Source organism: Streptomyces sp. SP18BB07 (genome assembly GCF_036322545.1).
GTDB lineage: Bacteria > Actinomycetota > Actinomycetes > Streptomycetales > Streptomycetaceae > Streptomyces > Streptomyces deccanensis.
The window spans coordinates 1-22,376 of sequence record NZ_JAQYWT010000355.1; the positions used below are offsets into that span (position 1 = coordinate 1).

Consider the following 22,376-nt stretch of genomic DNA (forward strand, 5'->3'; position numbering starts at 1 on the left):
GTCGCCCGGCTGTTCCCAGGCGAGGATGCCCTTGTCGTCGGTGAGAGCCGAGTTGCGCGCGTCATTAAACCAGTCGACCTCGGCTTGGGCGTGGGCGGCCGGGCGGTCGACGTCCCGGTGGTGCCTGGTGTCGTGGGCGGGGGGGCGGGGGCGCGGGGGGGGGGGGGTGTGGGTAAGTGGGGCACCGCGGGTTTGGGGGGGTGGGGGGGGGGGGGGGGGGGGGGTGCGTTGTCGGGTGCGGGTGAGTGGGGGGGCTGGTCGCGCAGTTCCCCGCGCCCCTAAAAGCATCAGGCCCCTGCGGGCCTGAAAAGCGCGGGACGCAGCCCCTGCTTTTCAGGGGCGCGGGGAACTGCGCGAGATGCCCCACCGGGGCCGCACCCGACAACGCACCCCACCGCGACATTGGCGGCCGATCCGCCGAGGAACGTCCCGAAGGACTCGACACGCGCGAGCGGGACGCCGGTCTGCAACGGATAGAGATCGATTCCGCTACGACCCATCGTGATCAGATCGAAGGATTCGGCGGGCTCGGGCATGCGCGTCGCTCCTCGGGTGGGGGATGCGGGCCACCGGAGACCCGCCGCGCGCGGGGATGCGAACGCCCGGGACCGGATGTATCCCAGGTTTAGGACCCGAACCGACCCGGTGTCAAGTGTTTGTACTGACATCCTGACCTGCTCGTGAAATGATGTCTTAACAAAGTCTTGACAGCGGGGTCGGTCAGGGGTTTGTATCCCGTCCCAACGAAACAGCGCAGTCGGCCTACCGGCACAATGATCCGGACTTCGAACGTCCGGGCCCGCGCGGGCAATCCGCCCGACGCTGTCCCGTTCCCTTTCCCCCTGTCGCACAGTGAGGTGCAGGAAAGATGGACCGCACGTACTCCCGCTCGCGCAGAGTGGCCCCCTTCTTCGCCATGGCCGCGGCTTCCGCGCTGCTGATAGCCGGCTGCTCCAGCGACTCCGGCGGGAAGGAGGCCGAGGAGGGCGGGTCGAACGCCTCCGCGGGCAAGGCCGACACCCCGCAGATGACGGTCGCGATGGTGACGCACGCCGGGCAGGGCGACACCTTCTGGGACATCGTCCGCAAGGGCGCGCAGACGGCCGCCGACAAGGACAACGTCAAGCTGGTCTACTCGAACGACCCGAACGCGGCCAACCAGGCCAACCTCGTCCAGAACGCGATCGACCAGAAGGTCGACGGCATCGCCGTCACCCTCGCCAAGCCGGACGCCATGAAGGACGTCATCGCCAAGGCGGAGAAGGCCGGCATCCCCGTCGTGGGCCTCAACTCCGGTATGGACGTGTGGCAGGAGCAGGGCCTCCTGTCCTTCTTCGGTCAGGACGAGACCGTCTCCGGCGAGGCCTTCGGCAAGAAGCTCAACGAGACCGGCGCCAAGCACGCGGTCTGCGTCATCCACGAGCAGGGCAACGTCTCGCTGGAGGCCCGCTGCGCCGGTGTGAAGAAGACGTTCAAGGGCAAGACCGAGAACCTCTACGTCAACGGCACGGACATGCCGTCGGTGAAGTCGACCATCACGGCGAAGCTCAAGCAGGACTCCTCGATCGACGAGGTCGTCACGCTCGGCGCCCCGATCGCCCTGACCTCCGTGCAGTCAGTGGACGACGCGGGCAGTGAGGCGAAGGTGGCGACGTTCGACCTGAACAAGGAGCTGACGGACGCGATCAAGGCGGGCGACATCGAGTTCGCCGTCGACCAGCAGCCGTATCTGCAGGGCTACCTGGCCGTGGACTCGCTGTGGCTCTACAAGAACAACGGCAACTACAGCGGCGGTGGCGAGGAGCCGGTGCTGACCGGTCCGGCCTTCGTGGACAAGGACAACGTCGACACGATCGCCAAGTTCGCCGCGAAGGGCACCCGGTGATCTGACCATGACCCAAGCAACGGCACCGGCGGCGAGCTCCTCGCCGCCGGCTCCGCCGGCCGCCCAGAAGGACGGCCGTACCGCACAACGCTCCCTGGGCCGACGCCTGTTGGCCCGCCCCGAGGTCGGCGCGCTGATCGCCGCGGTCGGCGTGTACGTCTTCTTCTTCGCCGTCGCCCCCTCCTTCCGGGAGGCCTCCTCACTGGCGACCGTGCTCTACCAGGCCTCCGTGATGGGCATCATGGCCCTGCCGGTGGCGCTGCTGATGATCGGCGGGGAGTTCGACCTGTCCGCCGGTGTCGCGGTCACCACCTCCGCCCTGACCGCCGCCATCCTCAGCTTCCAGCTCACGGTGAACGTCTGGACCGGTGTCCTGGTCGCCCTGGTGGTCTCCCTGGCGGTGGGCGCGTTCAACGGCTGGCTGCTGATCAGAACCGGCCTGCCCAGCTTCCTGGTCACCCTCGGCTCGTTCCTGATCCTGCAGGGCTCCAACCTCGCGGTCACCAAGATCTTCACCGGGAACGTGGCGTCCGACTCGATCGCCGACATGGACGGCTTCGACCAGGCCAAGAGCATCTTCGCCTCCGAGGTCTCCATCGGCGGCGTCGACTTCAAGATCACGATCTTCTACTGGCTGGTCTTCGCGGCGATCGCTACCTGGCTGCTGCTGCGCACCAAGTTCGGCAACTGGATCTTCGCCGTCGGCGGCAACAAGGACAGTGCGCGGGCCGTCGGCGTGCCCGTGAACTTCACCAAGGTCGCCCTCTTCATGGGCGTGGGCGCCGGTGCCTGGTTCGTGGGCATGCACCTGCTGTTCTCGTTCAACACGGTGCAGTCCAACGAGGGCGTGGGCAACGAGTTCCTCTACATCATCGCCGCGGTGATCGGCGGCTGTCTGCTGACCGGCGGCTACGGCTCGGCGATCGGCCCGGTCATCGGCGCGTTCATCTTCGGCATGGTCAACCAGGGCATCGTCTACGCCAACTGGAACCCCGACTGGTTCAAGGCCTTCCTCGGCGTGATGCTCCTGATCGCCGCCCTCGTCAACTTGTGGGTCCGCGCCCAGGCCACCCGGAGGTGAACCCATGACCACCAGCAACGACACCACCACTCCCGCCACTTCGGGCGCGGGCGAGGCCCCCGTGGTCGAACTGCGCGACACCGGCAAGGCCTACGGCAACGTCCGCGCCCTGCACGGGGTCGACCTCGCCGTCCACCCCGGCCGTGTCACCTGCGTGCTGGGCGACAACGGCGCCGGCAAGTCCACCCTGATCAAAATCATCTCCGGCCTGCACCAGCACACCGAGGGCGAGGTCCTCGTCGACGGCAAGCCGGTGCGGTTCACCACCCCGCGCGAGGCCCTGGACGCCGGCATCGCCACCGTCTACCAGGACCTGGCGACCGTGCCGCTGATGCCGGTCTGGCGCAACTTCTTCCTCGGCTCGGAGTTCACCAAGGGCCCCTGGCCCGTCCGCCGCCTGGACATCGCCCGGATGAAGGAGACCGCGGACACCGAACTGCGCAACATGGGCATCGTCCTGGACGACCTCGACCAGCCCATCGGCACCCTCTCCGGCGGCCAGCGCCAGTGTGTGGCCATCGCCCGCGCCGTCTACTTCGGCGCCCGGGTGCTGATCCTGGACGAGCCCACCGCCGCGCTCGGTGTGAAACAGTCCGGTGTGGTGCTGAAGTACATCGCCGCCGCCCGCGACCGCGGACTGGGCGTCATCTTCATCACCCACAACCCGCACCACGCCTACATGGTCGGCGACCACTTCAGCGTCCTGCGCCTGGGCACCCTCGAACTGTCCGCCCCCCGCGATCAGGTCAGCCTCGAGGAACTCACCAACCACATGGCCGGCGGCACCGAACTCGCGGCACTCAAGCACGAGTTGGCCCAGGTCCGCGGCGTCGACGTCGAGGAACTCCCCGAGGAGGGCGACCTCACCGCACCGGTGGTCTCCTCGAAGGACGGGGCTGCCTGACCCCGGCCGCTCCTCATGAGCGGTCACGCGGCCGACGACTCGGCGAGGGGGCTCCGCGCGGAGCCCCCTCGCCGGTCGGCTGACGACTTCTCGCCGGTCAGCGTACTTGGCTTGCGATCGCCTTGCTGTTCGGTTACCGGGCCGTCACTATGAGGTGTGCCGCCCGGAGCCGTACGCCCGAGGAGACGACGCCTATGGACAGGTACGAGCAGCCCTTCGCCACGAGCGTGGTCAGGGACCTGCACGACACCTCACTGGACGAGGTGCCCGAGTCCGCGCAGGAGTCAGCCATGGCAAGGATGCTCGCAGGTGGCGGAGAGCCGGTGGCCGCCTTCCAGTCGTCGCTCTGACCGGCCTGGCCGGAACGACGAGGGATCGTACCGGTGACGGTGGCGGCGCGGCCCTTCCGCCAGTTTGTGATCAAGGTGCACAGCCGGTGCGATCTGGCCTGTGACCACTGCTACGTCTACCAGCACGCCGACCAGAGCTGGCGCGGGCGTCCGGTGACGATGTCCGAGGAAACGTTCCGTCGTGCGGCCGGGCGGATCGCCGAACACGCGGCCGCGCACCGACTCACCCGGGTGCACGTCGTCCTGCACGGCGGTGAGCCCCTGCTTGCCGGGCGGGAACGCCTGCGCGGCTTCGCCCGCACACTCCGCTCGGCGCTGCACGGCGTGGCCGAACTCGACCTGCGCATGCAGACCAACGGCCTCCGCCTGGACGACGAGTTCTGCGCGATGCTCGTCGACGAGTCCATCGTCACCAGCATCTCGCTCGACGGCGACGAGGCGTCCAACGACCGCCACCGGATCAGGCGCGACGGCTCCGGTTCCTACCGCGACGTGGTCCGCGCGGTGCGTCTCCTCGGCGCGCCGCCCCACCGCGCCGCCTTCGGCGGGCTGCTCTGCACGATCGACGTCGAGAACGACCCCGTGGAGGTGTACCGGGCGCTGGCCGAACTCCGTCCGCCTGCCGTCGACTTCCTGCTGCCGCACGCCACATGGGAGTTCCCGCCGCCCCGCCCAGGCGGCGAGACCGACTACGCGGACTGGCTGATCGCCGTGCACAAGCAGTGGACCGCCGACGGCATGCCGATGCGCATCCGGATGTTCGAGTCCATCAGTCGGCTGACCCGAGGCCGTGGCAGCCTCACCGAGGCGCTGGGGCTGGGCAGTTCGGACCTGCTCGTGGTCGAGACCGATGGCGCCCTCGAACAGGCCGACTGGTTGAAGACGGCCTATCCGGGAGCCCCGGCGACCGGGATGCACCTCGCCACCCACCGTCTGGAGGAGGCCGCCGAACACCGGGGCATCCAGGCCCGCCGCGCCGGACTGGACGCGCTGAGCGCACAGTGCCGCGCGTGCCCCGTCGTGTCGGTGTGCGGCGGCGGCCTCTACGGGCACCGCCACCGCGCCTCCAACGGGTTCGACAACCCGTCCGTCTACTGCGCCGACCTGCTGAAGATCATCGAGTACGTCCAGACCACGGAACGCAACGACGCCGACGTCCGCCACGGCTGGCACGGTCTGTCCTGGACCCACTTCGACGAACTGGCCGCAGGGTACGGCAGCGCGGCGGCCGTCCGCTCCCTGGCCGCCGCACAGAACAGCCAGCGCCGGGCACTGCTGGCGGCGGCCCGCCGCGCGGACAGCGAGGGACCGGAGCCCGGCCCGGGCATGGGTTCCGACCGGGGACGGGCTTCCGGCTCGGGCTCCGGGCCGGGCCAGGGATCGGGCTTCGGATCCGGCTCGGGCGCCGGGCCGGGACTGACGGCCGGGCCGACGTCGAGGTCGATTCCGGCGGGTGCGGGTGCGGGTGCGGGTGCGGGTGCGGGTGCGGGCCTGGGGACCGGCGCGGGCGCGGCTGAGGGGACGGGGTCGGCGAGGGGGGCCGGGCCGGTGGACTCGGGACCCGGCTGGGAGGCGATCCTGGCCTTGCCGGCCGCCGCGCTGGACGTCCTGCTGGCCGATCCGTATCTCCGCGTCTGGGCCCTCGAGTGCGGGCAGCCGGTGCGACGGCGGGCCGAGGGCCGTCCGGCCGAGGCCGCGCTGTCGGCCGTGGCACGCGCCGGAGGCCGGTTGACCCTGGCCGTCCCGCTGCGGCACGAGCCCGAGGGGTGGGCGATCCACCTCCCCGGCCTGGGCCGGCTGTCACTGGGCACCGACGGCCACGACCGGCGCGCCGGGATGGTCACGGTGACGGCCGCCGACACCGCGCTCACCGTCGAAGGGCGGACCCTGGGACAGGAGTTGCCCCCCGACGGCATGCGCTGGCAGCCACTGCGCCACCTGTCCGCCGACGGACTGCGAGTGGCCCTGGACGACCTGGACCCCTCCCGCGACTGCTACGGCTACCAGCCACTGCCCCGTCTGTCCGAGGCCGAATTCCGACGGTGGGAGACGATGTTCGGCGAGGCCTGGCAGCTGATCAGGACCGAGTACGCCGAGTACGCGCAGGGGATCGCCGCCGGCCTGACCACGGTGACCCCGCTCGCGCCCGCGGCGTCCGGCGACGACGTCAGCGCCACCTCCCGGCACGCCTTCGGGGCGGTCGGGATCGCGCTGCCCCGCTCGGCCGAGGACCTGGCCATGCTGGTCGTCCACGAGTACCAGCACGTCAAACTGGGTGCGATGCTCGACATGTTCGACCTGCTCGACGGGCTCGACGACCGGCGCTACCGAGTGCTGTGGCGCCCCGACGCGAGGCCACTCGACGCCATCGTGCAGGGCGCGTACGCCCACCTCGCCGTCGCCGACATCTGGCGGCTCAGGGTCCGCCGCGGTGCGGCCGGCGTCGGCCCCGCCCTGTACGAACGCTCCCGCGCGGAGGCGGACAAGTGGCGTACGGCCGTACTGGACGCCCTCGACACGGTGGCCGGAACCGGCTCCCTGACCGCCCTGGGACACCGCTTCGTACGCGGGCTCCGGGGCGAGGCCGAGGCCTTGGGGGGAGTGGCCGAAACCGGTCCGATCGCGGTCTGATGTCGAGCCAACTCCCCTTCCTGGCACCGGTGTCCGGTACAACTTGGTCCGGCCGACCCCTGGCACCCACAGTGGTTTTCGCGTTCCAATGGATCCTGGAGGAGATTCAGCGGTGATGCTCGGGGCGGGGAGACCCGAGGTGGGCGACGGGGGAGTGGAAAGGCGAGTCCATGATTCATCCGGCTTCTCAGGCGGCACCGGCGTCGGATTCCTCCGATCCGTACGTTTTCTTCATGAGTTACGCACGGTTGCCGATGACGGGCACAAGGACCAGGAAAGACCCGTCGGATGTGGCGCTGGAGCAGTTCCACGCCCATTTATGCAGCGACATCATGCAGTTGACGGATCACGACGGCGAGGAATCGCCCGGATTCCTCGACCAGAGCATTGATCTCGGTGAGGACTGGCAGGGCAGACTCAAACACGCCCTGGCCACCTGCCGGGTGTTCGTGCCCATCTACACCAGCCGGTACTTCAAGAGGGAATGGTGCGGAAAGGAATGGGACGCCTTCGCGCGACGTCAGGAGGAACAGCTTCGAACCCGGCCGTACACGGGCAACGCGATCATCCCCGTCCTCTGGGTGGGGCAGCAGCATCTGACACTGCCGCCCGTCGCGGCGAAGGTGCAGTACGCTCACCCCGCCCTGGGTAAGGATTACCTTCAGTCGGGCCTCTACGGACTGAAGCAGGCGGGGCGCCATGCCAAGTACCGCAGCTCGGTGTGGGCGCTCGCCCAGATGATCGTCAAAGTGGCTCAGCAGACCAGCCTTGAACCGTGCGACGTGGAGCTGTTCAAAGACCTCCGGAACGTCTTCGAGGGGGAGTAGCAGGATGCCGATGTTCTTCATGAGCTATGCGCGGGTTCCTGTTCCCCGACACCGGGACGCCTCGCAGGATCCCAATCGTCTGGTCTTCCGGTTCTTCGACGAACTGTGCGCCAAAGTGGCGCGGCGCGCGAGGGTGACGCAGGAGGAGGCCGGCTTCGTCGAACGGCCGGGGACACCGGGGGAGAAGTCGGTCCACGCGCTGCTCGACTGCCAGGTCTTCGTTCCGCTGTACTCCAAGCGGTACTTCAGCAATCCCCAGTGCGGCCGGCAGTGGACCGCCGTCACTCAAGGTGTTCCCGGGGACCGGCCGAGCATCGTCCCGGTGCTCTGGACGCCGTACTCGCCAGCGTCGCTCCCGAAGAAGGTCAAGGAGCAGTACCCGGAGGTGCCGGACGGTATCGGCGAGGCCGCCGAGAACTACGCGTCCATGGGACTGCACCGGCTGCTCGACCAGGTGCTCGACCTGTCCGAACGGCCGGACCCGGAGGACGAGGGCGCGGCGGCCCGGGTCTCCGCCCAGGTCGCCCAGGTGACCGACTGGCTGGCCCAGCGCATCGTCGACCTGGCGGCCACGGGGCCCACGCGGCCGCGGACGCTGGTCGGCGAGGGGCGGGCGCCGCAGCCGGAGACGCTGGCGGGGCTGGACGACGCCTTCGCCGACCCGCCCTACGCCTCCCCGCTGCACATCACCGTGCTCGCCCCGACCGAGGAGGGATTACCGGTCGGCCGCGACGGCGCGCGCTACGGACCGCAGGTGGACGACTGGCGCCCGTACGGCACGGCGGTGGGTCCGCTGGTCGAGCTGATGGAGGCGCTGGCCCGGAACCTGGGCTTCGAGCCCACCGTGAAGCCCTTCGACAAGTTCCAGACGGAGCTCAGGGACACGGAACTCCCGACCGCCCCATGGATCCTGGTGGTGGACCCCTGGGCGCTGGAGAACTCCCAAATGGCGCGCCAGGCAAAGGAGTTCGACCGGGCCAGGCGGCCGTGGACGGCGGTGCTGAGTACTCTGGCGGGGGACGATCTGCAGACGAAGGAGCAGACCGACCGGCTGCGCGGACTGCTGGCAACGAACTTTCCCCGGTTCATCAGTGAGGGCCGGGTGGGCGAGCAGGAAGCGGTACGCGGGCTGGCCGGGGCGGATGTCTTCACCCGGTGGTTCAGCGAACTGGCTGAGGCAACCAAGATCCGCTACTTGCGGTACATTCACTCGCAATTGCCCCGGAGCGGCACGGGTGTCCGGGGCGTCCAGGATTCCGGTGCGGACCTGCCCCGACGGCCCGACACCGGCCGGGGCAACGGGGCATCGAGCGACGGCAGTCGCGTGGAGGGCAGGCCATGACCGGCGAGGACGCGCGCAGGATCATCACGTTCTACTCGTACAAGGGTGGTACGGGACGGACGATGGCGCTCGCCAACACGGCCTGGATCCTCGCCTCCGCGGGCAACCGCGTCCTGGTGGTCGACTGGGATCTCGACGCCCCCGGTCTGGACCGTTTCCTGCACCCCTTCCTGAGCGAGAGTCAGCTGCGGACCACCCCGGGCGTGCTCGAACTGGTCAGCCGATCCACGCAGTTCGCGCGCTCGATGCAGAGCAGGGGCGACACCCTCCCCCAGTTCGAACTGGGTTCCGACTACGCGGGCGGGTCCGACCTGGAGGCGGCCGACGGGATCACCCTCAACAGCTGTCTCATCCAGGTCGACTGGAACTTCCCCTCCGGCGGTCAGCTCTACTACATGCCGGCGGGCACCAAGAACAAGGGCTATCTCTCGGCGTTCTCCCAGTTCGACTGGAAGGACTTCATGGACGGGCCCCTCGCCACCAGGTTCCTGGAAGGGCTCAAGCGCGAGTTCGTCGAGAACTTCGACTACGTCCTCATCGACAGCCGCACCGGGCTCAACGACATCTCCGACATCTGCACGGTCAACCTGCCGCACACCGTGGTCACCTGCTTCACCCCGAGCAGCCAGAGCATCGAGGGCGCCGCCGGGGTCGCCGAGCGCATCGACGGGATGCTGTACGGCAACCGGGACATCCGGATCCTGCCCGTCCCCATGCGGGTGGAGAACGCCGAGGCCGACCGACTCGACGCCGCCCGGGGACAGATCCAGTACCGCTTCGACCGCATCGTGCGCAAACACATCCCCGACCGGGACCCGGAGAGCTACTGGGGCAGTGTGGAGATCCCCTACCGGCCCATCTACTCCTACGAGGAGACGCTCGCCCCGTTCAGGGAGAAGCCGGGGGACCCCAAGAGCCTGCTCGCGGCCTACGAGAGACTCACCGAGGTCATCACGGACGGCCAGGTCGACTCGATGCCCCGCATCGACGAGTCGCTGCGTCACAAGACCCTCGACCGGTACACCCGCCACCGCCCGCCGCGGATCTCCGACGTGTACATCAGCTTCGTCCCGCAGGACCGCAGTTGGGCCAACTGGGCGGGCGCGGTGCTGGAGCAGGCGGGCTTCAAGGTGCACCTGGCACAGGAAGGCACCACGGAGAGCTCGCAGGTGCGGGACGAGATCGAACGGGGCGTCGAGTCGGCCTCGCACACCCTGGTCATCTTCTCCGAGGCCTACCTCAGGTCGTCCCGGTTCCGCACCACCTGGGAGGCGGTCTACGCGGAGAGCGACCGGCGCGCGCACCAGCTGGTCTCGATGCAGGTCGACCCGATGTCGTTGGAGGCGCCCTTCACGGAACAGCTCGCCGACATGACGGGCTGCGACAACGGTGAGGCGGGCCGTGACGCCCTGCTGACCTGGTTCGGCCGAAGTGCCGACTCCCTGTCGCGCAACCACTTCACCGGCGACGAGCCGAAACTGCCCCGCTTCCCGAAGACCGAGCCCACGGTCTTCGGCGTCCCCCTGCGCACGTCGTCCTTCACCGGCCGTACGGAACTCCTGGAGGGCATCCGGGAGAAGCTGTGGAAGGACGACACCCGGGCCCTGGTGCTGAAGGGCATGGGCGGGGTGGGAAAGACCCTGCTGGCCCAGGAGTTCGCCCACCGCTACAAGAGCGACTACGACGTGGTCTGGCACATCCAGGCCGAGCAGAAGATCCTGGCCGTCGAGCAGTACGCGGGCATGGCCGAGGAACTGGGGCTGCCCGCGCGCACCAACCCCACCGACACGGCCAAGATGGTGTACGAGGCGCTCAACCACGGTGACCGGTACGACAGTTGGCTGCTGATCCTGGACAACGTCCCCGAGGCGGACCACCTGCCCGAGTGGATGATGGACGGCCGGAGCGGCCACGTCCTGGTCACCAGCCAGCGCGCCGAGGGCTGGGGACGTTACGTGGACACCGTGGACATCCCGGTGTTCGAGCGGAACGAGAGCATCGCCCACCTGCACAGCCGGCTGCCCGACTGTGGCTGGACGGAGGCCGACCAGATCGCGGAGGCCCTGGGCGACCTGCCGATCGCGATCGAACGGGCCGCGGCCTTCATCGAGCAGACCCGGGCCGACGTACGCGACTACATCAAGAAGCTTCAGCCGCAGGCCACCGGAGCCCCCGATGACAACTCGGTGGGAGCGGTCGTCAAGTCCGGTACGAACACATGGGAGTTCGGCCTCAAGCAGCTGCGGGAGAGCTTCCCGCCGGCCGTGAAGCTGCTGCAGATCTGTTCGTACTACAGCCCCGAGGAGATCTCCATGGATCTCCTGGAGGGCTATGAGGTCTCCCGCGCGCTGGGCGGGGTGCGCACGGTCTCCCGCGCCTACAAGGAACTCAGCAAGTTCTCCCTGGTCACGCTGGACCGCAAGGCCCGGAGCGTGACGGTGCACCGGATGATGCAGAGCGCGATGCGGGAGGAGATGACCGCCGCGGAGCGCGAAGCGGCTCAACAGGCCGTCTACCGCTCGCTGATCGCCGCCCGGCCCAGCGGGGACGACCCGGAGAACCCCAACACCTGGGAGAAGTACCGCATCATCTGGCCGCACCTCGGTACCCCCTGGGCGGAGAGGGCCCCCGACGAGGGCATCAAGGAACTCTATGTGGACCGGGTCCGGCAGCTGCGCCGCCGGGGCGAGCTGAGCCAGGCCATGGACTACAGCCTGCGGCGCGTGGCCGCCTGGTCCGCGGAGGAGTCGCCCGACGAACGCTGGACGCTGCACATGCGCTTCCAGATCGCCAACGTCCTGCGCGCACAGGGCAAGTACGAGGAGTCCCTCGCCCTCGACCAGGAGGTCCTGAAGCGGCAGAAGGAGGTGCTGGACGACGTTGACGACCAGCACATCCTGATGACCACCAGTAGCATCGCCGCCGACCTGCGCGGTCTGGGCCGACTGACCGAGGCCCTGCGGTACGACGAGGAGACCTACCGCAGATACGACCAGAACTACGGCGAGGACAACGCGCGCACGCTCAGCGCGGCCAACAACCTCGCCGTCGCCCTGAGACTCTCCGGCAACTACTACCGTGCCCGCGATCTCGACCGCAGAACACTGGAACTCCGTGAGGCGATCCAGCTCCACGACCACCCCCTGACCATCGAGTCGGCGGTGAACCTGGGCCGTGACCTGCGTGACTGTGGGGACTACGACGAATCCGTCGCGCTGCTGCGGCGCGCCTACGAGCGCTGTCTGCGCAATCCCCGCCTCACCCAGGGCTCACCGACCGTGCTGAACACGGCCAAGGGACTGGCCGGTTCACTGCGCAGGGCCGGCCGGGCGGCGGAGGCCGAGGAGCTGGTACGGCATGTGCTCAGAAGCACACCGGACGGCGAGAAGTCGACGTCGGAGGATCTGCTGCTGGAGATGAGCCTGGCCGGAGACATGGCCGCCCAGGGCCGGGTCGACGAAGGACTCGATCTGATCCGCAGGGTCCAGGAGAACCTGAGGGACAAGCTGGGGGAAGGGCACTCCCACACGGTGGCCTGCTCGGTCAACCACGCGGTTCTGCTCCTGCACGACATCGGGTCCATCCACCCGGAAGCCGCGGGCGAGGCACAGGAGTTGCTGCGCAGGGCCCAGGCCAAATTCACCGAACTCAACGGCGACCGGCACCCGTTCGCACTCATCTGCCACGCCAACCTGGCGGTCGCGGAGGCGGCGCTCGGCAGCTGGGAGAACGCCCGCAGAATCAGCGCCGCGTCGTTCGAACTGCTCAAGGAGAATCTCGACCCGCTGCACCCGTCGACACTGACCTGTGCCGGGAACCTCGCCGTCGCCCTCAGTCATCTGGGCAAGGCCGACGATGCCCGCACCAAACACCACGACGCGCTGGCCGCGCTGAGCAAGCGCATCGGCAGGGACCATCCCCGTGTGCTGGCCCTGAAGGACTGGAAACTCAGCTGCCTCGACCTGGAGCCGCATCCGATCTGAACCGGGTCCGGGTCCGGATCCGGGTCCGGGTCCGGACCCGATCTGATCGGGAGCCGCGTCCGGTCTAGGAGGGCCCGGCCGTGTTCCGGGCCCAGGCCAGCACCTGGGGCAGGGCGGGCAGCGCCGCGAAGTGAGCCGCGGAGGGCTGCAGCATGGCCTTGGCCGTGGGGATCCTCTTGGCCAGCCAGTGGAAGTGGGCGACCGGGGCGAAGATGTCCCGCTCGCCGTGCCACAGCATCACGGGCACGGAACCGTCGATGTCCTTGAGGTCGAAGCCCCAGGGCCGGCGGAACGCGACCAGGTCGTCCACCCAGCCCATCGGCGCGCGGGGGTCGACCGCCTCCCCCTCGCCCACCGCCGACAGGTAGTTCCGCAGGAGGTGCTGGCGGATCCCGGCGTCCTCGACGATCACCCGGTCCACGCTCGGCATCTCGTCGCGCAGGGACGCGAGGAACACGGTGGGGTCGCGCCGGATGGTCTCGGCATTGCGGGCCAGCAGCGCACCCAGCTCGGTCACATCGGGTGCGTGGCGGCGCAGCAGCTCGTAGGTCGACACATTGGACTCGGACATCTCCTTTCGCCAGTCGGGCCAGTCGAGTCCGTCCACGGCACTGTCGCCGGGGCTGTCGTCGTCGCTGTCGGGCTTCGGCGGAGCGAGGGAGACCAACGCCGCGACACTCGCCACCTGGCTGCCCATGTTCCGTGCCGCGCAGGCCAACGCGTGCGGTGCGCCGCCCGATCTGCCCACCACGGAGTACTTCTTGAGATCCAGGTCCTCGGCGATGGCGGCGACGTCCTCGGCGGCGTCGACCACTCGGCGCCGCTCGTGACGGTCGGAACCGCCGTACCCAGGCCGGTCGTAGGCGATGAGGCGCACTCCGAGTTTGTGCAGGTCGAAGGTGCGCAGTCGGGGCCCGAGTCGGCTTCCGGGAGTTCCGTGCAGCAGAAACACCGGGTGTGCGTCCGGATCGCCCCAGGTCTCGTAGGCGATCGTCCGTCCGCCGGACGGCGTCTTCACTGTCTTAACCACCCGATGCCCTCCCGTGCCAGCGGCTGTGGAGTGAAGCGCGGGACCTCCCAGCATTACGCATGGAAAGCCCCGCTCCTAGTAGCTGCTCAGCCGTTCTGGCTTCATATGGCAAGAATTGGGTAAACGTGGGCCGCTCGGCTGTTCACGGCCCAAGGTAGTGCACCGGGGCACGGGTCGCCGGACGAGGGCGGAATTCGTGGTGGCCGTACGAGTCATGGGATATGCCGCCTCACCGTGCTCCCGAGTGCCTTTCCGCCCCTGCGTGATGCCCGGCACCTGGGTGAAGGCGCGACCACCCGTAAGGAGCAGTACGGACGCTGACGTTCCGGCGAGTGGTGTGTCTCACGCCCCCACCGCGGGCTCGGGGCGGTGCACACCACGGGGCCGGTAGCCCAGGGCGTCGGAGTGGCCCAGCAGATCGGCCAGCAGCCAGACGATGGCCAACCACATCTCGGTCCCCTGCAGCCCCGGTTCCGGGCCCGGGCCCGCCGTACCCGGTCCGAACCCGAACCCCTTCCCGTCCTGCCAGCGGGCGAGGGCGGCGGTGAGTCGCTGTTCGGCCCACCCGCGGATCTCGGCCGCCCGGTAGCCGCCGTCGCTTCCGCCCCCGCCGCTCAACTGCCGTGCGCACAGCCACAACGGATGGGCGACGTCGAGGACGTTGCAGGCGTTCTCCCGGCCCGCGCCGAAGTAGCGGGTGTCACGGGCGTGGTCCAGTACCGCGTCCACGACCCGTTCCGGATGCGGGACGGGTACCCCGAACTGTGCGAAGGAACCACGGGTGAGCCGGTAGTAGCCGTTCACCACCTGGAGGCGGCCGGTGCTGGTGGAGGGGGTTCCCCACATGCCGGTCCAGGGGTCGGCGCGGGTGAGGAGCCAGCCGAAGAGGGCCTCGAGGGTGCCCGGGACGAGGTCCGCGCCGTCCGGGTGCCGGCGGTTCCAGTGGGCGGCCGTGGCCCAGGAGTCGATCCACGCGCCCGCTCCCCAGGCGCCGTCCCGCCACGGCAACTGCTCCAACCGGGCGAAAAGTTGACGAGCCGTCATATCCCTTACTGCGCTTATGGGTTGGCGGAAGGAGCCGCCCAGGAGGTCCAGGGCGTAGCCCACCGACAGGACGTGGTAGAGCGCAGGGCCCTCGCCGGTGAAGCCGTCGGCGTCCATGGCGGGCAGTCGCTCGCCGAGTTCGGGTACGAGGCCGGTGTCCCGGTCCTGGAGGGACGCCAGGTGCTCGATGTGTTCCGCCCTGTCGAGTTGTGTGGGGGCGGCCGACAGCAGCAGGTCGGCGATCTCCACGGCGTCGCAGTGGGCCCGAACGGTGGGGGCGACGCCGGGCCGGTCCGTGTACCGCTCGCCGTCCCAGCAGCGGGCGAGCAGGCCGGCGGCCTGGGCCCGAGCGGTGTCGGCGAACCGCGCCAGGGGCTCGGGGCCCGCCGTCTTCCGTCCCACGCCGGGGGTCCCCCACTGCAGGCCGGACGCCTCTGGCCCGAGGCTCGCCGCCTCCGGTCCCAGGCTTCCCGGCTCCCGGGCCAGGCTCGCCGCCTCCGGCGCCGGGCTCATCGCCTCCCGCCCCGGGCTCGTTTGCTCCGGCCCCAGACTCCCCGGCTCCCGTCTCCCGCCGGGCGGCTGGCGGCGGTCGCGGATGTGGCGGGCCGGGTTGCCCGCGGCCACCGTCCATGCCGGTACGTCCTTCGTCACCACGGCGCCCGCGCCGATCACGCAGTGGTCGCCGATCGTCACGCCGTCCACGACCACCACGTGCGAGCCGATCCAGACGTCGTCGCCGACGGTGATGCCCCGGCTGGTCTGGGGCTGCCGGTGGATCGGCCGGTCGGGGTCCGTGGAGTGGTTGAAGGCGAGGAGGGAGGTGTGGGCGCCGACGCGTACACCGGTGCCCAGGGAGACGGTGCCGCGGGCCACGGTGAACGGGTTCAGGGTGCAGTCCGTGCCGGTGGTCAGGGTGCCGGTGACATAGGCGTGGGCGGCGATGTACGAGTCGTCGCCCAGACGGAGGAGGTCGGGGAGGACCGCCGCCGACTCGGCCACGTAGCAGCGCTCGCCCACCTCGCCGTCGCCGTCGAGCGACCGCTGCCGCTCCCGCTGCGCGGCCCGCTCCTCCTCCGTCGCCTCCTTCTCGAACAGCCAGGGGCAGTGGTCGAAACGGACCGACCGGCCCGGACGGTCGGGCTGTTCGGGGCGTTCGGCGTCGTCGAAGGGCGGCGTGGGCGGCGACTGTCGGTGATCCATGGGCGCACGCTAGGCAGACCGGCGTCCCGTGCGGAAGAGGGTGAGCACCCCTTGCGCACCGCATGGCCACCCGATGAGCGAACGACCCCTTTGTCCCTTTAAATGCATTTGTCGTGTCAGAGGCTTGTCGGTGTCGCCCCGGGATGGGTCCATGCGCATGAGTTCGAACGCCGCTCCGGTCGTCGCGCCCGTCGCCGTCCCGGCGGCCGGATCGGCCGCGGGACCCGGCCCCGTCGCCGTGGTCGCCGGAGCCTTCACCCTGGCCCAACTCCTGCTCGTACCACCGGGGATGGGCCTCGGCTGGGACGAGACCGTGTACGTCAGCCAGGTCAGCCCGCACGCGCCGGCGGCGTTCTTCAGCGCCCCGCGCACCCGGGGGGTGCCGTTGCTGGTGGCCCCGGTGGTCGTCTGGACGTCCTCCACCGTGGTGCTGCGGGTGTATCTGGCGGTGCTGTCGGGCGTGGCGCTCCACCTCGCCCTGTACGCCTGGCGAGGACTCTTCCCGGCGCGGGTGCTCGCGGCCGCCGGCGCGCTCTTCGCGACCCTGTGGGTGACCCTCTTCTACGGTCCGCAGGCCATGCCCAACTACTGGGTCGCGGTCGGCGCGCTCGGGTGTGTGGGGTGCTTCCTGCGGGCGCGGAACGATCCGGGGGACCGGACGGCGCTGTGGGGCGCGGGCGCGGCCACGGCGCTGATGGCGTGGATGCGGCCCACCGACACCGTCTGGGTGACCCTCCCGCTGTTCGCGCTGCTGCTGGCCGTACGACGGTGGCGGCGGCCGCGGCTCCTGGGGCTGATGGCGGCCGGCCTCGGCACCGGGGCCGTCGCGTGGATCGTGGAGGCGTACGCGCAGTTCGGCGGCCCGGCCCGGCGGCTCGCCGACGGGTCGCGGATCCAGGGCGGGCTGGGCTGGAACATCGCCGTCGACGATCAGTTGCGCGGCCTGGTGGGGCGTACGTTGTGCCGGCCGTGCACCGGCGACCTGCCGCACCCGGCGGTCATCGCCTGGTGGTTCGTCCTGCCGGTGCTGGCCGCTCTCGGCCTGGCCGTCGCGGTCCGGGCCGGGCGGCCGACGCCCACGGTGGTGCCGCTGGTCTGCGCCGCCACGGCCGCCGTCCCCTACCTGTTCCTGATCGGGTACGCCGCTCCGCGCTTCCTGCTACCCGCGTACGCCCTGCTGGCGATCCCGGTCGCCGACGCGCTGCTGGACCTCGTCAGGGGGCCGGGCGGGGCCTGGCGACCGGTCGTGGGGGCCGTGGTGGCGCTCGGGCTCGTCGGGCATCTGGCGGTGCAGTACGCGGTGCTGGAGCGCACCGTCACGCGCACCACCGCGTTCCACCGCGACTGGGACCGTGTCGCCGCGGAGCTGCGGCGCCTCGGAGTGCGGCCGCCCTGCCTGCTGACCGGCGACTACGCCATCCCCATCGCCTACTACGCGGGCTGCTCCTCCGCCCACACCAGCGGCAACAACGCCAACATCACCCGGGACGGCATCCTGCGCACCGCCGACCGCATGCCGGTGGCGGCACTCGTCGCACCGGGCGGCGGGCCGCCCGAGTACGCGCGGGCGTGGCCGGAGCACCGGGTCGCGGGGTTCCGGCTGCGTGTGGCGCCGACCGGGGTACGCGCGCTCACGGGGCCTTGAGGGAGGCGTCGGTGGTGAAGCCGTCCTTGACCTTGTCGAAGACGGGGCGGTAGACGTCCCAGTCGAGGTCGGGGGCCGAGAGGTAGATGTCGTACTCCCGTTCGCCCTCGCGGCCGTATCCGAGGTCGATGGCGCGGAAGGTCCGGGCCCGGCCCCGGAAGGTGAACTCCCAGACGGCCGCCGGCTCCCCGCGGAAGGTGGTCCGCTGCATCCGCAGACGCCGGTACGAGTCCGGGTAGTTGATCTTGGTGTTCGCCTCGATGTCCGCGAAGTGGGCCTCGGGGTGCGAGCCGGCGGGGTCCACGACGCCGATGGTGAGTTCGACCAGTTTCGTCTCGTCGGTGTAGGTGACCGACTCGGACGTCCGCTTGCCGGCCCGCCAGCCGTCCGGGACGGGGAAGGAGATCCCCAGGGTCTTGTCCCTGACCAGGTGATAACCGGCGGGTACGGGCGGGGAGGAAGGGGAGGGGGTGGGGGCGGCGGAGGTGCCGCCCTTGGGGGAGGTGGGTTCTCCGGCGGGGTTCGACACCAGGTAGAGCGCGGCGCCGACGACCGTCGCGGCCACGGTCACCGCGACGGCGACCGGGACGAGGAGCCGTCGCTTCCCGCGGCCGCCGTGCTCCGGCCGTCCGCCGTCCGAAGGGTTGCCGTGGTCGGCCGGGGGCACCCCCTGGCCCGTGTGCCGACCGCCGACCCCGCCACCGGCGGTGTCGACGCCGACCGCGCCACGGCCGGTCGCATCGCTGTCGTACGAGCGCGTGCTTCCCCCGGCCGTGCCTCCGGCCCGCTGCGAAGGCATCGGGCCCGGTGCCGCCGCCGCTGTCGGGACCGGCATCGGCATCGGCGTCGGCAGGGCGATGGTCGCCTGGCCGGAGATGACGGCGCGGAGCGCCCGTTCCGTCTGCTCGGTGGTGGGCCGGTCGGTGGGGTCCTTGGCCAGGAGGGCCTCGATGAGGGGCTCCAGGGCACCGCCCCGCTTCAGGGGCTCCAGGGGGTCCACGGCGATGGCGTACGCGGCCTCCATCGCGGTGAGGCGGCGGAACGGCGGCCGGCCCTCGACCGCCTGGTAGAGCGTGGCCCCGAGGGCCCACAGGTCCGAGGCCGGACCGGGCTTCTGGCCGCGGATCCGCTCCGGGGCCATGTAGTGGATGGAGCCGACCATCTCGCCGGTCTTGGTGAGGGTGGAGGCGTCCGCCGTCATCGCGATGCCGAAGTCGGTGAGAACGATCCTGCCCTCGGCGCCGAGCAGGACGTTGCCGGGCTTGACGTCGCGGTGCAGGACACCGGCGGCGTGCGCGGCGCGCAGCGCGGCGACCATGCCCAGACCGATGCGGGCCGCCTCCTCGGGCGGGACGGTCCGGCCGTCGGTGAGGAGGTCGGCGAGGGTGGGCGCCGGGACGTACTCCATGACGATGCAGGGCCGGCCGTCGCCGGAACCACTCGGGGCGCCGCCCCGGCCGCCGTCCATGGGGCCGCCCGCGCCGGCGTCCAGGTGGTCGTCCACCACGTCATGCACGACGATCACGTTCGGGTGCGCGATCCGGGCCGCGCTGCGGGCCTCGCGGCGCGTGCGCTCGTACAGGGTGACGAGGTCGTCGGGCGACAGGTGCGGCTGCACATGCAGGCGCTTCACCGCGACCTGGCGGTCGAGGACCTCGTCCCCGGCCCGCCAGACCGTGCCCATGCCGCCGCGGCCTATCTGCTCCGTGAGCCGGTAGCGCCCGGCGACGAGCCGCCCTACGTCCGACACCACGTGCCTCCGCCAGCCCTGCGTACGTTCGATGTGCCTCGTCACCATAACCGGCCCCGGGTAAGGAGCAGGGAGGAGGACCACTCCGGGACGGTGGGACGGCGGACCGAGCGGACCGAGCGGACCGGACGGGGCGGGCGGGGCGGGCGGGGCGGGCGGGCTCGCGGTGGGGCGTCAGCGGGTGTTCGGCGTACCGTCGTGACTGTGGACTCCACGGCTGACGGTCTCGTGGCCCGTGTCGCGCGTGAGCTCGTCCCCCGAGCGGACGAGCTGACCGCCGAGGTGGAGCGATGCCTGCGCCGCGAGATGCCCGAACTGTGGGCGCACCCCGACGCCATGGCCTCGGACAACGTCGCCGAGCACGTCGTCGCGGTGCTGTCCGCCCTGCAGTACGGCGTCGAACCGGGCGGCATCGAGGTGCCGTCCGCCGAACTGGAGCGCGTACGCCGTGTCGCCCGGCACGGGGTCCCCGTGAGCGCGGTGCTGCGGGCCTTCCGGCTCGGCCAGGGCATCATCCTCGACCACCTGCTGGCGGAGATGCCCCGGTGCACCGACGACGCGGCCCTGATCAGCGAGGCCGCGCGCAGCCTCATCGCGACGGCGACGGGGTACGTGGACCGCACCTCCGAGCAGGGCGTCGTGGCCTACGAGGAGGAGCGGGACCGGCGGCTGCGCTGGCGGCTGTCCATGGTGAACGAGTCGAGCGTCCGCATCGGCACCACGCTGGACATCGCGCGCACCACGCAGGAACTCGCCGACTTCGCCACCGAGCACTTCGCCGACCTCGTCACCGTCGACCTGCTGGACTCCGCGCTCGGCGCCCACGAGACCCCGCCGGACGACCCGCCCAGGTCGCCTGTGCTCCACCGGGTCGCCCAGCGGTCGGCCGCCCGCCCCGGACCGGACGCCGCGCCCACGCCCCGGCTGCCCCACACCTTCCCGCCCGGCTCCCCGCCGGCCCGCGCCCTTGCCACGGGCCAGCCCAGCAGGCACCGCCTCGACGGCGGCCGTCGGGGGCCGTACGCGGCCGCCGAGCCCGCGGACGGCGGGTGCGCCGGGGACGGGGGCTGGGGCGAGACCGAGGGCCGGGGACCGGGGGAGGGCGCTACGGACGCCGTACCGCCTGCCGGCGGCGAGGGCGGCTGTGGCGCGGCGGACGCTGACGGGCCGGTGGGAACCGCAGGCGACGACGGATCGGGCGGTCGCCGGGCCGGAGGCAGCGGCGGGCGGGCCGGGGGCGATGTGGCCGGGCGTGCCGTGGACGGCGGCCGCGGCGGTCGGCGGCCGGTGCACTCCACGCTGGTGGTGCCGTTGCGGGCGCGGGGGGCCACGCTCGGTGTCGCGCAGTTCTGCCGGGACCGCGATCCCGACGCGTTCGACGACGAGGATCTGCTGCTCGCCCAGGAGATCGCGGCGAGGGCGGCGATCGCCGTCGACAACGCCCGCCGCTACACACACGCCCGCGCCACCGCCCTCACCCTGCAGCGGAGTCTGCTCCCGCGCCGCACCCCGCGCCAGTCCGCCGTCGACGTCGCCTTCCGCTACCTCCCCGCCGACGCCCAGGGCGGCGTGGGCGGCGACTGGTACGACGTCATCCCCCTCTCGGGAGCCAGGGTCGCCCTCGTCGTGGGCGACGTCGTGGGGCACGGCATCCACGCCGCCGCCACCATGGGGCGCCTCAGGACCGCCGTACGCACCCTGGCCGACATCGATCTGCCGCCCGACGAACTCCTCACCCATCTGGACGACGTCGTGCTCCGCCTCGCCGCCGAGGTGGAGGAGGACGACGCGGACGACGCTGACGACAGAGACGGCGAAGACGACGCGGGCGACGAGGGGGCCGCGACCGCCGTAGCCAACGCGACCGCCGTGGCCGACGCGGCCGATGCCGGGGGCGGGGACATCGGGGCCACCTGCCTCTACGCCGTGTACGACCCCGTGTCGCGCCGCTGCACCCTGGCTCGCGCGGGGCATGTGCTGCCCGCCGTCGTCGGCCGGGACGGCACCGTCGACATCCTGGAGCTGCCGCCGGGCCCGCCGCTCGGTCTGGGCGGGCTGCCGTTCGAGGCGGCGGAGTTCGAGCTGCCGGAGGGCAGTCTGCTCGCGCTCTACACCGACGGTCTGATCGAGGCGCGGGACCACGACATCGGCGCGGGCCTGGCCCGGCTCCGCGCCGCCCTGGCCCGGCCGGCCGCCTCTCTGGAGGCCGCCTGCGACGCCGTACTCGAAGCGCTGCTCCCGGCCACGCCACCCGACGACGTAGCTCTGCTCCTGGCCCGGACCCACGCTCTCGGCGCGACCCAGGTCGCCACCTGGGAGCTGGCGGCCGAACCCGCCGCCGTCGCGCGGGCCAGGGCGTACGTCACCCGGCAGCTGGCCGCCTGGGGCCTCGCGGAGCTGGAGTTCACCGCCGAGCTGGTGGTCAGCGAACTCGTCACCAACGCCATCCGCTACGGCCGGCCCCCCGTCCGGCTGAGGCTCATCCACGACCGCACCCTGATCTGCGAGGTCTCCGACTCCGGCGGCACCACCCCGCACCTGCGCCGCGCACGGGGCTACGACGAGGGCGGCCGGGGTCTCCTCCTGGTCGCCCAGCTCGCCGAGCACTGGGGCACCCGCCGCGCCCGCCAGGGCAAGACGGTCTGGGCCGAACTGCACGACTCCGCCGACCTCGCCCTCCCGGAGGCGGCCGCCCTCTAGGGGG

13 protein-coding genes and 1 pseudogene are annotated in these 22,376 nt (G+C 71.1%); 10 read left to right on the plus strand and 4 right to left on the minus strand.

Features of this window, described 5'->3' with window-relative positions:
* Nucleotides 1–392 precede the first annotated feature (392 nt).
* A pseudogene (locus PUR53_RS36475) lies at nucleotides 393–536 on the minus strand (5-dehydro-2-deoxygluconokinase); the annotation flags it as partial.
* Nucleotides 537–868: 332 nt separating this feature from the next.
* Here PUR53_RS36475 and PUR53_RS36480 point away from each other — a divergent pair.
* The 8 genes from PUR53_RS36480 (at nucleotide 869) to fxsT (ending at nucleotide 13,003) form a co-directional block, all read left to right on the plus strand.
* Nucleotides 869–1,885 (plus strand): sugar ABC transporter substrate-binding protein, encoded by a 1,017-nt coding sequence (locus PUR53_RS36480; RefSeq protein ID WP_329911180.1) that lies wholly within the window; start codon nucleotides 869–871, stop codon nucleotides 1,883–1,885.
* Nucleotides 1,886–1,892: 7 nt separating this feature from the next.
* Entirely contained in the window at nucleotides 1,893–2,966 is a 1,074-nt protein-coding gene (locus PUR53_RS36485; protein WP_329896196.1) for an ABC transporter permease, read from the plus strand.
* A gap of 4 nt (nucleotides 2,967–2,970) precedes the next feature.
* Nucleotides 2,971–3,870 (plus strand): ATP-binding cassette domain-containing protein, encoded by a 900-nt coding sequence (locus tag PUR53_RS36490; protein WP_329911181.1) that lies wholly within the window; start codon nucleotides 2,971–2,973, stop codon nucleotides 3,868–3,870.
* Nucleotides 3,871–4,064: 194 nt separating this feature from the next.
* Entirely contained in the window at nucleotides 4,065–4,220 is a 156-nt protein-coding gene (gene fxsA, locus PUR53_RS36495; RefSeq protein WP_005482117.1) for an FxSxx-COOH cyclophane-containing RiPP peptide, read from the plus strand.
* A 33-nt stretch (nucleotides 4,221–4,253) separates the two neighbouring features.
* Nucleotides 4,254–6,851 (plus strand): FxsB family cyclophane-forming radical SAM/SPASM peptide maturase, encoded by a 2,598-nt coding sequence (locus PUR53_RS36500; protein ID WP_329911183.1) that lies wholly within the window; start codon nucleotides 4,254–4,256, stop codon nucleotides 6,849–6,851.
* Between the two features lie 170 nt (nucleotides 6,852–7,021).
* The gene (locus PUR53_RS36505) at nucleotides 7,022–7,678 is read left to right on the plus strand and encodes a TIR-like protein FxsC (RefSeq protein WP_329911184.1); all 657 of its coding nucleotides are present in this window, start codon (nucleotides 7,022–7,024) and stop codon (nucleotides 7,676–7,678) included.
* A 4-nt stretch (nucleotides 7,679–7,682) separates the two neighbouring features.
* Nucleotides 7,683–9,020, plus strand: a complete 1,338-nt coding sequence (fsxC, locus tag PUR53_RS36510) for an FxsC protein (protein WP_329896192.1) — start codon at nucleotides 7,683–7,685, stop codon at nucleotides 9,018–9,020.
* On the plus strand, nucleotides 9,017–13,003 hold the full coding sequence (gene fxsT / locus PUR53_RS36515; protein ID WP_329911185.1) for an FxSxx-COOH system tetratricopeptide repeat protein: 3,987 nt from the start codon (nucleotides 9,017–9,019) through the stop codon (nucleotides 13,001–13,003). The genes fsxC and fxsT overlap by 4 nt, the downstream gene beginning before the upstream one ends.
* A gap of 64 nt (nucleotides 13,004–13,067) precedes the next feature.
* Here the strand turns inward: fxsT and PUR53_RS36520 are convergent, their stop codons facing one another.
* Together PUR53_RS36520 and PUR53_RS36525 are read right to left on the minus strand one after the other, a co-directional pair.
* On the minus strand, nucleotides 13,068–14,033 hold the full coding sequence (locus tag PUR53_RS36520; RefSeq protein ID WP_329896190.1) for an alpha/beta hydrolase: 966 nt from the start codon (nucleotides 14,031–14,033) through the stop codon (nucleotides 13,068–13,070).
* A gap of 342 nt (nucleotides 14,034–14,375) precedes the next feature.
* Entirely contained in the window at nucleotides 14,376–16,277 is a 1,902-nt protein-coding gene (locus PUR53_RS36525) for an acyltransferase (RefSeq protein ID WP_329911186.1), read from the minus strand.
* 151 nt (nucleotides 16,278–16,428) lie between these two features.
* Between PUR53_RS36525 and PUR53_RS36530 the strand changes: the two genes are divergently transcribed.
* Nucleotides 16,429–17,922, plus strand: a complete 1,494-nt coding sequence (locus PUR53_RS36530; protein ID WP_329911187.1) for a hypothetical protein — start codon at nucleotides 16,429–16,431, stop codon at nucleotides 17,920–17,922.
* Here PUR53_RS36530 and PUR53_RS36535 read toward each other — a convergent pair.
* Complete coding sequence (locus tag PUR53_RS36535; protein WP_443080406.1) at nucleotides 17,909–19,675, minus strand: serine/threonine-protein kinase; 1,767 nt, start codon at nucleotides 19,673–19,675, stop codon at nucleotides 17,909–17,911. The two genes, PUR53_RS36530 and PUR53_RS36535, sit on opposite strands and share 14 nt — an antisense overlap.
* Before the next feature lie 201 nt (nucleotides 19,676–19,876).
* Here PUR53_RS36535 and PUR53_RS36540 point away from each other — a divergent pair, with 201 nt between their 5' ends.
* On the plus strand, nucleotides 19,877–22,372 hold the full coding sequence (locus PUR53_RS36540; RefSeq protein ID WP_329911189.1) for a SpoIIE family protein phosphatase: 2,496 nt from the start codon (nucleotides 19,877–19,879) through the stop codon (nucleotides 22,370–22,372).
* Nucleotides 22,373–22,376 lie beyond the last annotated feature (4 nt).

Excerpts from the sequence above, each read along its gene's own strand:
- PUR53_RS36480 (WP_329911180.1), top strand. The coding sequence starts at position 869 with ATGGACCGCACGTACTCCCGCTCGCGCAGAGTGGCCCCCTTCTTCGCC.
- PUR53_RS36485 (WP_329896196.1), top strand. The coding sequence starts at position 1,893 with ATGACCCAAGCAACGGCACCGGCGGCGAGCTCCTCGCCGCCGGCTCCG.
- PUR53_RS36490 (WP_329911181.1), top strand. The coding sequence starts at position 2,971 with ATGACCACCAGCAACGACACCACCACTCCCGCCACTTCGGGCGCGGGC.
- fxsA (WP_005482117.1), top strand. The coding sequence starts at position 4,065 with ATGGACAGGTACGAGCAGCCCTTCGCCACGAGCGTGGTCAGGGACCTG.
- PUR53_RS36505 (WP_329911184.1), top strand. The coding sequence starts at position 7,022 with ATGATTCATCCGGCTTCTCAGGCGGCACCGGCGTCGGATTCCTCCGAT.
- fsxC (WP_329896192.1), top strand. The coding sequence starts at position 7,683 with ATGCCGATGTTCTTCATGAGCTATGCGCGGGTTCCTGTTCCCCGACAC.
- fxsT (WP_329911185.1), top strand. The coding sequence starts at position 9,017 with ATGACCGGCGAGGACGCGCGCAGGATCATCACGTTCTACTCGTACAAG.
- PUR53_RS36525 (WP_329911186.1), bottom strand. The coding sequence starts at position 16,277 with ATGGATCACCGACAGTCGCCGCCCACGCCGCCCTTCGACGACGCCGAA.
- PUR53_RS36530 (WP_329911187.1), top strand. The coding sequence starts at position 16,429 with ATGCGCATGAGTTCGAACGCCGCTCCGGTCGTCGCGCCCGTCGCCGTC.